This is a genomic window from Streptomyces triticisoli (assembly GCF_003270085.1).
Lineage (GTDB): Bacteria > Actinomycetota > Actinomycetes > Streptomycetales > Streptomycetaceae > Streptomyces > Streptomyces triticisoli.
The window spans coordinates 1-12,534 of sequence record NZ_QFDQ01000069.1; the positions used below are offsets into that span (position 1 = coordinate 1).

The following is a 12,534-nucleotide window of genomic DNA, read 5'->3' on the forward strand; positions in this document are numbered from 1 at the left end:
GGACATCACACACCTCCCGATCGGCACGAACTCGCACCAGTACACCCAGAATAATGCAAACACCCTATTTTGTTAGGGGCTCTAAGTGGCCGGGGGCATGGGCAGACGTATCTGACGCGGTGGGCGCACAGCTGGCAGAATTGCGCGGCAACGGGGCCTCCGGTGCGACGATCCCTGGGCTCGACACCACAGGGATCTACCAGGGGCCCCGTCCTCTCGTTCATCGACTTGACAAAGCGCCAGTCGACATAACGCAACGGTGTTGCATCACGCGGGACGTCATCTCTGCCTGGGTGCCCGGCCGATGGCCTGCACGATGTCGTGCGGCGCGCCCTTGGGGTCCAGCAGCGCCACGGAGTCCACGGCCCGGATTTCCACGCCCTCCCCGAGGACGCGGCAGTTCGAGAGGACCGTCCGCCGCGCGGTGGTGCCGAAGCCGCCGAGGACCTGCCGCCGATGTTCGGGGACGTGCTCGCCGCACAGCCAGTCCGCCCAGATCTGCTTCGGGTACTTCTCGGGCTGGTCCGCGTGCAGCTTCCCGGTGACGCGCTCCAGGCCCTCGGCGTACGCCTGCGCCTCCGTCGTCCGGTGGTGGAAGGTGATGCAGGTTTTCAGTTTGTGGTCCGCCATGGCCCGCAGGAGCGCGGCCTGGAGCGCCCCGAGCCGCTGCGCGGAAGCGGTCGCTCCGGACGCTCACCGGATGAGCTCGATCCGGCGATGCCGTGTCGGGCGTACCAGGGCCTCGCACTCGTCGGTCAAGGCAGGATCGGATGGCTGTCGGGCCGTACCGAGCGCTGGGAGCCCGTGGAAGGCGAGGCGGCCACCCGGGACACCCGGGTGGCCGCCCCACGCACTCGCTGGAGAGCGATCCGGTTCAGCGCTTCTCCGTACCGCTCTTACGGGCCTTGCCGGCGGCAGCGCCCGCGTACTTCACGGCGGCAGCAGCGTCCGCGATGCCCCAGCCGTAGACCGGCGAGTAGACGCCCGTCATGCCGGTGCCCGGCTGGCGGGCCGTGTCGAGCAGTGCGTCCTCGACGTTGGCCAGCGTCCGGCCCTGTGCGAAGAGCAGGGCGGCGACACCCGCTACGTGCGGCGTGGCCATGGACGTGCCGGCGTAGTAGTCGTAGTCCTTCTGGCCGCAGGACGCGGATCCGGTGCCGACCGGCACGGTGGACACGATGTCGTCCTTGCACGAGGTCAGTCCCGCGCCCCCTGGAGCGGCGACGGCCTTCAGGTCGAGCTTGTTCGGCAGTTCGGAGAACCAGCTCTTCAGCTCGTTGCGGTCGGTCGAAGCCACACAGATGGCGCCGGGCTCCCACGCCGGGGTGTTGCAGACCGCGGTGGCCGAGTTCCCGGCGGCGGCGATGACCGAGGTGCCCTGGGCGTTGGCATACTTGATCGCTTCGGTCACCGACGACTCCAGGCCGGTGAGGGTGATGACCTGCGTTCCCGCGAGCCCGCCGAGGCTCATGTTGATCACGTCGGCGCCGTGGTCCACCGACCACCGTATGCCGGCGGCGATGTCCTCGAAGGTGCCGCTGCCTTCCTCGAGCACCTTGACCGGCATGATCTTGGCGTTCGGCGCGACTCCGGCGACACCGGTGCCGTTGTTGGCGACGGCGGCCACGATGCCGGCGACGTGGGTGCCGTGCTCGTCGCCGTTGTTCTGTCCGTCCGGACCGCGGAAGTCACCGTTCCCGCACGGCTGGCCCGCCGTGGCGCAGCCGGTGAACGTGGCGCCTGCCACCAGGTTGCTCTTGAGATCGGGGTGGGTCAGGTCCACCCCGGTGTCGACGACGGCGACGACGGCACCCCCACCGGTGCTGGTGGCCCAGGCCTGTTCGGCGCGGACCTGGTTCAGGCCCCACTGGTCGCCGCTCAGCGGGTCATTGGTGCCGGCATGCGCGAGGCCTGCCGATGTGCTCAACAGGGCGGCGGCGCCGATGAGTGACGCGGCCATGGCAAACTTGCTGCTGCGATACATGTGTTCCTCTCCTGGGTGACGGCCTGGACGGGGTACTCAGCCGGCATGCTGCGCGGTAAGGGTGAACTGGTAGTCGGCGCCGTACAGGTAGAGCAGTCCGACGTACGCCGCGCCCGGGGCGATCACGACCTTCTGGCCCGGAACCGCGAAGTCGCCGGTGATCGGCTTGCACGCCGAGTCGTAGAAGAACATCTGCATCTCGCCCAGTTGGCTCTCCGGTTCGGTGTACGACGCCACGTGCAGTCCGTCGCCCCAGCCCGCCGGCAGCTTCATGATCCACGCGTCGGCGCCCTGAGCGGCCGGCGGTGTGCCGCAGGCGGCCTGCCACGAGGCCACGGTCGCGCCGGGGCGGTAGGGCTCGGTGCCGGGGAGGTACCACTGTCCCTGCGGCTCACCGGCCTGGATCGTTCCCGACTCGCTGACCGGCTCGCCCGGCGTGAACGGCATCGGCTCGACACCGGAGGCGTTGCCGAACACCTGCAGTTCGGACAGCACGCCGTACGTCTTCGTCTCGCCCTGGATGGAGTCGATGAAGACCCGGACATGGCTCGCCGTGACCGGTGTGTCCAGCTTCAGGGTCTGGATCAGCATGTCCGGCGCCGTCGGCCGCGGAGCCGGGGCACCGAACGTGCCCGCCTTGACCGTCTTCCACCGCACACCGTCGGTCGAGGTCTGGACCGTGAAGTCCTTGGTCACGTTGAAACGTCCGGCCGTCGTCGGCTTGAGTGTGCTGACCGCGATGCGGGAGACCTGTGCCTGCTTGGCCAGCTTCACCTCGGCGACGTGGCTCGCGCCCGCGTTGTACGGCTTACCCTCGTCCTTGGTCTTCCAGGCGGTCGCTTCGGTGTCGTCGATCAGGAAGCTCGCGGGAAGGCCGTCGTCCTGGCTGGAGGTCTTCACGACGGTCGCGCCGTTGTGCTGGGAGGCGAGGTTCGGCGCCAGCTTGAGGGTCCGCGCAGTGGTCTGGCCCGACTGCACCTGAAGGCCCCGGAACTTCTGTATGCCGAAGCCGCGTGCCTGGACGGTCATCGTGTAGGTGCCGTCGACCATCGGCGCCGAGACGGCACCGCCCGGGCCCGTCCTTCCGAGCGGGGTCACCCGGGCCTCGAACTCACCGATGATCACCCGGGCATCGGCGATGGGCTCGCCGGTGGAGGCGTTGACCAGCTTGACGGCGAGCATGCCGTTGCGCGACGGGGCCGCATGGTCGAAGCCCGGCTTCGGGTCCGTGTCGTCGGGTCCCGCTGTCGCGGCCGACAGGCCCGCGCCACGGCGGGCGAACGCGGTCCAGACGGCGTCGGTGTTGTCGCCGTGGAACCGGAGGGTGTCTGCGTCGAGGACGGCGTCGCGCATCTCGAGGAACGACGGCGACGGCGGGGACAGCGGCATGGCGTCGGTCACGAGGTGTTCGGCGATGTCGCTGCCCGCCTTGTTGCCGTGCCGGTCGACCAGGGCGCGGCGCAGGTCCCAGAGCATGGCGGTCCAGATCTCGCCGTCCGCGTGGACCTCAGGGCCCGTGATGTCGTAGCCGTAGTCGCCGTACGTCAGCGGGCTCTTGTCGAAGGACCAGTTGCGGATGCCCCGCTCGGCGTTCCCCACGGCGTACTCGCCGACCACGGCCTTGTCGTAGAGCCCCTCGCGGCCCAGGTGGTTGATGGCGTACCAGTCGCCCCAGCCCTCGCCCATCGCGCCGGACTGCTCGCCGCCGAGCGAGCCGAGGCCGCCGCCGCCGACGTACCGGTTGGACAGACCGTGGCTGTACTCGTGCTGGATCACGGTCTGGTCGAAGTTGCCGTCGGCGTACGGGCCCTCGAACGTGTCGTTGATCGGCTCCCACAGGTACATGCTGGAGAAGGACGGGATGCCGTCGGGCAGGGTCAGCATGTTGGCGTTGTTCCGGCCGAGGTAGGTCGGCACGCCACCGGTCGCGGCACCGGAGTGCGCGAGACCGCTGATCGGGTCACCGCCCTTGCCGCCCTTGCCGAAGTTGTTGATCTGGAAGTTGCCGGCGGTCTCGGTGAAGCCGAACTGGTAGTACTCGTCGTGGATCCGGTTGTGGTGGTAGAAGAGGTTGGTCACGGCGGGGTCGCGGTCCAGCACGTACGAGGGTGGCAGCGTCTGGCCCTTGGTGCGGGCCCAGTTGGAGCCGAACGCGTAGTTGAACTGCGCCGTCGGGCTGACGGGCCGGTTGTGTTCGTCGGTCGGCGCCAGGGGTGCCGTGTACTGCGCGAAGGTGTTGGCGTTGTTGCCGAGCGTGGTGGGGCCGGGAAGTCCCGCGGCCCCGGTCGGGTCGACCCAGCCGCCCGGCGACGATGCGTTCGCACCGAAGCTCTTGATGACCGGCCTGCCGCCCTGAGGAGCGCCCGGGAAGTTCTCGTATACCGTGCCCTCGGGCTCCAGGGGGCCTTCGTGCTGCACCAGGGAGTGCCTGGCCAACGTCTTGCCGGTCGCCGCGTCGACGACCACGCCCCACGCCTCGTCGAGGCTCTTGATGAACAGCACGCTGTACGCCGGAAGGGCGCCGCCGGCTGTTGGGAACGCGACCTTGCGGACCCGTTGCACCTGCGCGAACGGCCCGGCCGCGAACACCTGGTAGCCGGCCTGGGTCTCACCCGTCGACTTGGGGGCGAAGTTGGACGTAGGGGACAGTGACGACACGACGGCGGTGAGTGCGTCGGCCGGGGACTTGTCGAACCCGGCGAGCATGCCGCCGCTCCGTACCGGGTCGCCGGCGTAGGACAGCACCCGGCCGTCCTTGGACACGGTCACCGTCATCACGCCGCCGTACGCGGCCTCGACGCCGTCGAAGGTCTGCGTGAAACTCACCACCCGGGCGCCGATGCCCGGAAGTTCATGGTTGCGCCGCACCGCAAGCGCCTCGACGTCCGCGGCCGACAGGCCGAACACCGCGCGGTGCTCCTGCAGCCAGCCCCTCGCGATCGCGAGCGGCTCGCCGGACTGAGGGCCGGTGAGATATCCGCCGGGCGCACGCACGGTCCGCGGCGTGCCGTAGATGGCGTTCCAGGTGATTTCCGGCGATATATCTCCTGGGGTGGATCTCAGCAGCGCCGCCACGGCCGCGAGCTGCTCTTCGGTGGGTGGCAGGGCCGGCAGGTCGCGCCGTACGTCGGTGGACTCGCGCGGGATGTCACCGGCGACGGCCGGCGCCGGGCCGGACGGCTGGTCATCGATTGCGGCGCCGGCGACCGTCGGTGTCGCCATCAGCGCGGCGGTGAGCGCGGACACAACCAACTTGCGGGATGCGTTCATGGGCAGTCCTCGGCTGGAAGAGAGGCGACGGCCGCGGTCCCGTCGAAGGAAATGAAAGCTTCGACTCCGCTTCTTGGACAATCCAAGAACTGCACCTATTCTTGCTCGCACATGAGCGACAACGTGTCCGGTGCCCGGCCCCCGCTCCTTCCGGGCCAGCCCCATGCGTCCTTCGCCAAGAACGTGTCGGCCGCCGTCCAGGAACACGTACGGCACGCCGAATCGGCCGCGCTCCGCGGCCGGGTCGACCTCGGTTTCGAAGCGCTGCACTGGTCCCTGGTGTCGCTGCCGCCGCTCGCCGACGACGACCGGGTCGCCCTGGCCGAGATGGTCTCCATGCTCACCCGCTGGGGAGCACCCGGCCCCGTCCCCTGGACGCTCCTCGACGACCTGGCCGCCGCATGCCACACCCCCCGTGCACGCGGTGCCGTGCTCCTCGCACAGGCACGCGCCGCCCGGGGAAAGGCGATAACCGAGTACGGCACCCGGGCCCTCTTCGAGTTCACCGCGGCGGGAGACATCGGGGGACAGGCCCTCGCCCTGAGCCGGATGTCCTTCCCCTCCGACGCCGGCCTCAGCCCCTCCTACCGGCGGCAGCTCGCCCGCCGGGGCCTGACCCTGGCTCAGCAGTCCGGCGAACCATGGATCATCGCCCTCGTCGCCGGGATGCTGGCCGCCGTCGAGACCTACCAGGGACGCAAACGCGCACCCAAGCGCTGGCAACAGGCCGCCTCACTGCTGCCGGCCGACCTCGACGCGGTCACCGGGGAGATCGCCGCGCTGAACTATCTGAACTGGGCGCTGACCTCCGCGTACGTCGGCGACTATCCGACCGCTTTGGAGGCCGTCGCCCGTGGGCGGGTGGTGGGCCGGGGCCCCTGGGTCAACAAGTTCGCCGCGATCGAGGCGCTCGTACGGCACCGTACGGGACACCTGGACGCCGCGAGAGAGCAGGCCGCCGTCGCGATGGCAGGCGCCGCACCGGGCATACGGGAACTCGGCGCGGCCGTCGCCGCCGCGGTGACATTCGAGACGGCCCCCCGCCTCCAGCACGACGACCTCGAGGCGGTCGTCACGGTCGCGTACGCGACCTCGCCCCCGTGCGGGGCGAGCGCGGCGGCGACCCTCGCGTACACACGCCATGCTCGCCGCGAGCCGCGCCCGGCGCGCGGACTGCCCCGGATCCTGCGGAAGGCACGCGAGACCGAGCACCACTTCGGCTGGGAGGACGCCCTGCTCGCGCTGACCGAGATCGCACCCGACGCGGCGCGGGCCGAGGCCGCCGCCATGTCCCGGCTCTGGTCGCCGTATCCGCGCGCCGCCGCGATCCGTTCGATCGTCGAGGGACACCTCGCGGGCAAGCGGGGCTGGGCGTCTCTGATCGAGGGCGCGGACGCCCTCGTCGAGATGGGCGAGCCGATCACCGCAGGCCGCGCCTACCACGCAGCCGCGAAGGTGGCACCCTCTCCGGCCGAACGGGCCCGCGCCCGCGACCGCGCCGCCGAGCTCCTCACCACCGCGGGAGCCGACAGATCACTCGCCGCGCTCGCCCGTAACCGCTCACTGCACCGCGGCCTGCTGCATGTGCCGGAAAACCAGCGCCACCATGTGAACGCCGGGCTCACCCCCCGTGAGCGCGACGTCGCACTGCTCGCGGCCCAGGGGCTCACCGCGGTGGAGATCGCCGACCATCTGGGCATCACAGTCGGCACCGCGCGCAACTACGTCATGAACGTCCGCCGGAAGTTCGGCTCGGTACCCAAGCGGCGCCTGGCGCTGGTACTCGGCATCGTCGGCGAGCTCGACTGAACTCGGCAGCACGAACGCGCACCGGGTTGTGGCGCGGACCGGCAGCCGGGCGTTCAAGCTGCGGCGCGAGGCCGCGACCGGCCCCCCGTTCCGGTCGCGGCCTCGCCGATGTGCAGATGGGGCATGGGCGGGTCAGCAGCCGGCCGCGGACGCCGGACCGGAGCAGCAAGTACTGCCCTTCTTCACGGCCATGGTGCCGGCGTTCGCCTTGACGATGTACACCTCCTGCGGCTCCTGGTCCGGGCCGTGGACCCAGACCTTGTCCTGGAGGGCGTAGCAACAGGTGGTCGTCGTTCTCCTCGGTGATGGCGAGGCCTGCCTTGACCCTCCCCTCATAGCGTGAAAACCGTGACTGCAGGAGAAGTTGGGAGTCATGGCGGAGGGGCGACGGAAGTTCGATTCGGAGTTCCGTGGGGGGGGTTGTACGGATCGTGACGGAGACCGGCAAGTCGATAGCCGAGGTCGCGAGGGATCAACGAGACCACCCTGGCCAGCTGGGTGGCCCGGGCTCGCCGGGCCGGAACCGCGCCGGCCGACGTCAGCGACGAGCTGGAGTTCAAGGCCATCCTCCGCCAGGTGCGGGCCGTGGACAGCGACGCCTGCGACGAGGCGATAGAACGGCCCCAGCACTCAGATCGCGTACTCCCTCAGGTGACGAAGGCCGCCGAAGACGCGCGTCGGACTGCTGACGGCCGCGCGGGCGGTACCCGCCTCGCCGGTGAAAGGTGAGTGAGGCGGGCCTGATGAGCGACCGCTGTCCGGTCGGAGGGCGTGGGATCCACTCTGACACAGGCGTCGCCGATGGTGAGGTACCTGCGGCCGGAACGAGCCGTTTTCCGCCGATGTGCTATCACCCGTTGGCCCTGCCGTCACGCTGCACGGGAATCCACGCCCTGGCAGATGTTCCACTGGCGGAGGTCGAGGTCCTCGGCGGACTGGGCGGCGAGCCGCGCCATCACCCACAGCTGCGTTTCGATCAAATGCTGGCGCAGCTTGCCGGCCGCCGCCTCGGTGATCGCCGTGTCGACGGGGGCCAGGATTTGGCTGCGGTACCAGCCCTCGACGGACACGAGCGTCACGGTGTCCCCGGCGCGTACCACCTTGGCTCGGGTCTGCCGTGACCCTTCAGGCTCATACCGCCCCCTCTGTCTGTGTGTCGTTGTGCGCGGGGGGCTTGAAAGGATCATGCACGCCATCCAGGCCCAGCGGTAGGGGTGTGACCGGTTCAGTCTTCCGTAATGGAAGAGGCGCAGCCGTGGCGTAGAAGCAAGTCCAGGCCGGCGGGACTTGATCAGGGCCCCGCCGGAGGCGCTCCGGGGACAGACTTGGGTGATCAGTCCAGGGACCGGCGCGCAGCCGACAAAGCCGGAGCCACTGCTTGCACCAGGGGCCCCGCTGATCACTTGCCTGAAACGAAGCCACCAGCATCAAGTCTTCGAGGCTCTCCCACACGAACACGTGGCGGTGCCCTCCCGCTGGGGCAACCTGGTCGATGCAGCCCGGCTTGCGGTTGCAACCCTTGCGTAGGCCGATACGGCCGGGTCCCGGCCGGCCTGCAGACTCGAAGAACCACCGCTCACCATCCGCCATGACGTGGGCAGCGTCCTCGCCACTGGGGAGGCCTTCAGCCGCACCGCGCTGCCAGATGATCTCAGGAAGCGTTCCCGAGTAGTTGCCGCCCGCGCGGCGCGCAAAGACCACGATGGGTCCCGGACCAGGGGATCCGGGACCCATCGGGCTGGACGCTGCTGTCAGTGAGCGGCGGTGTGGACGGCCGTGCCCGCCGCAACGCCCTCGGGGGTGGCGACGGCCAGGAGGTCGGAGGTGACGGTTGCGACCGGCGTCTCGACGCAGAGATCGCCGGAGCCGCCGGCCGCGAGGCCACCGGAGACGTTGTCCAGGTCGGCGTCGGAGATCTCGGCTGTCGCAACCTGGGGGGCGGGGTTCATCACGCGTGGTTCCCTTCGAATGAGCACTTTTGAATGGCAGCGTTCGCTCGCTCGGCTCCCGGTACCGAATCCGTGTCCGCGAGTTGCCGCTACGCGGAGGATCAAAGCAGGCCGGCCAGGGGGCGGCCAGTCGCCCGAGCCCCGGACGGGACGCAGCTCGAAATGTGCCTTCACCGGTGTGACCGCGCAGTGACCGAGCACACCGACTCCTTCACATGTTCTGCTGAGCAGGTGCAGACGTGACGGTTGCCACCGGCACTCAGGGCGGTCACTCCTGCGCCGAAGTCAGCGGCTCCTGACTCATTCATGACGGATATTCAGGTTCGGTATGACCTGACGGTGAACGGTGTAAGGGTTTACCGGATTTTCGGCATCCCATCGGGTCCGCGAGAGCCCGGCCCTCTGTTTACTTTCCGCGCGAAGGCGGGACCGGCCGCCCAGTTGCTCGGCGAGCGAGTCCACGACACTGGTCGGCGGCAAGGCCTCCATCCATGTGGTCACTGGGTGGGGTCCCTACGGCCGGACCGCCTCCGCAGAGGAGAACGCCCGCACCCAGTTCCCGCCTCTGGCCGCAACGCATCGCAGGGATGGGCAGACCGGTCCGGGCGACTGCGCCGGCAGGCTGCCGCGGGTCTGAAGAGCGGCCCCTTGTCACCCCGCCCACCGAAGAGGCCTGGGCGCCCTGCCACGTGTGGGGCGCCCAGGCCGGCCTTTCGAGCAGGGGCAGACCCACGCTACGAGGGGAATCTCAATGAGCGGTGTGCATCGTGAAATTGCTGGTCACGGGTCTGGTGTGCGTGGGGGTTCGGGATGCTCGTGCTGGTCGTGGGCGGATGACTTCGGTGAAGATCGTCGGTCATCGGGAGACTTCGCGGTTCGTGAGGACCAGCAGGACTCTGACCAGGGCGGTCGCCCATGTCGGGTCGGTGCGGACCTTGCCGAGGACCCGCCAGCTCTTCAGGTGGGCGAAGCCGTGCTCGACCGGCGCCCTCACGGCCGCCAGCGCCTTGTTGGACAGCTTCTGACCTCGCGTCAGGGGCCGTTCCGGGCAGCCTTGTAGCCGGTGATCACTGCCGGGTCGGCGTCGGGATCACCGTCGTCGAGGCCGACGAATCCCAGGTCGGCGATGGCCCCGAGGCCGGCCGCCCGCAGCTTGGCGGGAAGCTGGTCGTGGCGGCAGGCAGTGATCTCCGAGGTGCGTCCGGGCCGGGCCGCCGAGACCCACAGCAGCCGGCCCCGGTCGTCGGTGAGCGCGATCACGAGCAGGCCGTGGTGTTTGTGCTTTCCGGAGTAGTTCTTCCGGTTCTCCTTCCCGGTCCTGCGCCGGGTGCGAATCAGCGTGCCGTCCAGCACTACGACTCCGCCGCCCGTTCGGGCGATCTTCTTCAGGGCGCGGTCCAGGCGTGGGGCGCGGGCGGCCAGCAGGCCGACGACTTCGCGCACCCAGCGGGTGACGGTGGTGCGGTGTATCTGGTTGCCGCCGGCCAGGTCGCCGGGCCGCTGGTCACAGCGCAGCACCGCCAGCACGATGCCCGCAATCTTTCCCGCGGGCAGTGCCCGCCATCTGGAGCCGATCTTCTTCAAGTGGCCGCGTATCAGGTCGGCGAGATTGAACCGCCCCGGGTCTGGCCGCCCCACCAAGCGAAAGGAACCCCATTTCCGCCATGCCTCTCGACGGCATCCCGCAGCGGCACCAACCCATCGTCCGCACCGCCACCAAGACCGACGTGAACGAGCTGCTGCGCACAGGCACCCTCCGCGAAGGCCTGCAGCCCGACCAGTATCCCTACGCCAGCAACATCGCCGACGTGGCTGTGTGCACGAGTCGTGGCTCTGGGGTCTCCGGTCTTGCGGTTCGCGCGGCGGTGCTTGACCTGGATGGCCTGAACGGCCTAGCGACCAAGATCGCTAGTCGGTTTCCCCGACCACGGATGCGAGGTGATCGAGGAGCCGGTCGAACCCGGGGGTACTGGTGAACTCCTGGTGCTTCTCGGCGTCGGCGAGTTTGTGCCGGATGTCGCGGACCCGTTTGCGTACGTCCTTGGTCTTGTCCTTCCCTTTCTCTCTGCCCTCAGCCAGCTTGTCCCGGGCTTGGGAGACCTTCTGTTCCAGATCGTCGGCGAGGTGCGGATCGAGCCGACCTTCGCCGGCGGCGGTGCTCAGTTCCTGGGACACCTGGCCGAGCAGCACCCCGGGGTCGTTCGACAACGCTGCGGGTGTGTCGACGGCAGCGGACGGGCTCGACGGAGGAGAAGCAGCTGAAGCAGCGGGCGACGAGGAAGCAGGGGCGGTGGCGGACGGAGTTGCTCCCTGGACCGTGGCAGGGGAGTCGGCAGCGGCCACCTGTGCGGAGTCCGGCTGGAAGAGGAGGTATCCCACGGTCGCGAGGGCGGCCGCTGCGAGTCCCGAGATGGCGACCGTGCGCGACCGGGAGTCACGCCTGCGGGATCGTCGTGTGGCAGGAGCCGGCAGCACGGCCGTGCGCCCCACCGCGGCGGTCGGTCGTGAGGACGGCGGTGGTGTGGGCTGTGCCGTCGCGGGCGCGCCCCGCCTTCCCGGAGCGGACAGCCAGTCCGCGACCTGTTCGGCGTCGGGACGCGCTTCCGGTTCCTTGGCGAGCAGCGCCAGGACGAGTTGTTCGAGCTCCGCCGGAATCTCCACGCCCATGCTGCGCGGCGGTGCGGGCAGCTCCTGGACGTGCTGGTAGAGCAGTGCGGTCGGGGTGTCCGCGCGGAAGGGCGGGTGCCCCACCAGGAGCTCGTACAGGACGCAGCCGAGGGCGTACATGTCGGAGGCCGGGCCGGCGTCCTTTCCGAGGGCTCGTTCCGGGGCAAGGTAGGAGACGGAGCCCACGATCATGCCCGCGCTGGTGAGCCCGGCCGCCGTGTCGTCGGCGAGGCGGGCGATGCCGAAGTCCACCACCTTGACCGTGCCGTCGGGGGCGAGCAGAAGGTTGGCGGGCTTGATGTCACGGTGGATGACGTTCTGCCGGTGTGCGGCGGCCAGGCCTGAGGCGGTCTGGCTGCCGATGGCGGCCACCTCGCGGGGCGCGAGCGCCCCCGCCGAGGCCAGCCGGTCGGCCAGGCTGCGCCCCTGGACCATTTCCATGACCAGGTACAGACGGTCGTCGGCCTGGCCGAAGTCGTAGACGGCGACGATGTTGGGGTGGCTCAGGCGAGCGGTCGTGTGCGCCTCCTGCCGGAAGCGGGCCGCGGCCGACGGGTCGATGCCGCCGGCCAGGAGCAGCTTGACCGCGACCGGACGGCCAAGGACCTCGTCTCGCGCGCGCCAGACCTCTCCCATCCCCCCTCGGCCGAGAAGCTCCTCGAGCTGGTACCGAGCCGCCAACAGCACGCCGAACGCCCTCCAAGTGGACTGCCAGGACCGAACCCTGCCAGGCCGGGGGCACCAGGGTTCCTCTCGTTCGCGCGATGAGATACCGCCCGGTCAAGGGCAGCGACCGCGCGGTAGCCGGACCGCCGGCACGCACCGACGGGGTCCCATTTCCAAGATCGCAGCAGG

6 protein-coding genes and 3 pseudogenes are annotated in these 12,534 nt (G+C 69.7%); 1 reads left to right on the plus strand and 8 read right to left on the minus strand.

Going from position 1 to position 12,534, the window contains the following annotated elements; all coding sequences use genetic code 11:
• Window positions 1-282 precede the first annotated feature (282 nt).
• From DEP02_RS12425 to DEP02_RS12435, 3 genes and pseudogenes are all read right to left on the minus strand, one after another.
• Window positions 283-669: pseudogene (locus DEP02_RS12425) on the minus strand (helicase-related protein); the annotation flags it as partial.
• A 205-nt stretch (window positions 670-874) separates the two neighbouring features.
• A complete protein-coding gene (locus DEP02_RS12430; protein ID WP_112467380.1) occupies window positions 875-1,960 on the minus strand; it encodes a S8 family peptidase in 1,086 nt (361 codons plus the stop codon).
• 60 nt (window positions 1,961-2,020) lie between these two features.
• Window positions 2,021-5,254 carry a M36 family metallopeptidase gene (locus DEP02_RS12435; RefSeq protein WP_112467381.1) on the minus strand — a complete coding sequence of 1,078 codons (3,234 nt, stop codon included), beginning with the start codon at window positions 5,252-5,254 and terminating at the stop codon, window positions 2,021-2,023.
• 111 nt (window positions 5,255-5,365) lie between these two features.
• Between DEP02_RS12435 and DEP02_RS12440 the strand changes: the two genes are divergently transcribed.
• The gene (locus DEP02_RS12440) at window positions 5,366-7,063 is read left to right on the plus strand and encodes a helix-turn-helix transcriptional regulator (RefSeq protein ID WP_112467382.1); all 1,698 of its coding nucleotides are present in this window, start codon (window positions 5,366-5,368) and stop codon (window positions 7,061-7,063) included.
• A 132-nt stretch (window positions 7,064-7,195) separates the two neighbouring features.
• On the opposite strand, the pseudogene DEP02_RS34640 reads toward DEP02_RS12440, so the two are convergent.
• From DEP02_RS34640 to DEP02_RS12470, 5 genes and pseudogenes are all read right to left on the minus strand, one after another.
• Window positions 7,196-7,385: pseudogene (locus tag DEP02_RS34640) on the minus strand (glyoxalase/bleomycin resistance/dioxygenase family protein); the annotation flags it as partial.
• A gap of 547 nt (window positions 7,386-7,932) precedes the next feature.
• Complete coding sequence (locus tag DEP02_RS12455) at window positions 7,933-8,133, minus strand: hypothetical protein (RefSeq protein ID WP_157977434.1); 201 nt, start codon at window positions 8,131-8,133, stop codon at window positions 7,933-7,935.
• A 681-nt stretch (window positions 8,134-8,814) separates the two neighbouring features.
• Window positions 8,815-9,012, minus strand: coding sequence for a hypothetical protein (locus tag DEP02_RS12460; protein ID WP_112467385.1), 198 nt, complete (start codon window positions 9,010-9,012; stop codon window positions 8,815-8,817).
• Window positions 9,013-9,868: 856 nt separating this feature from the next.
• Window positions 9,869-10,620: pseudogene (locus tag DEP02_RS35315) on the minus strand (transposase family protein); the annotation flags it as partial.
• Between the two features lie 300 nt (window positions 10,621-10,920).
• A complete protein-coding gene (locus tag DEP02_RS12470) occupies window positions 10,921-12,366 on the minus strand; it encodes a serine/threonine-protein kinase (RefSeq protein WP_112467386.1) in 1,446 nt (481 codons plus the stop codon).
• Window positions 12,367-12,534 lie beyond the last annotated feature (168 nt).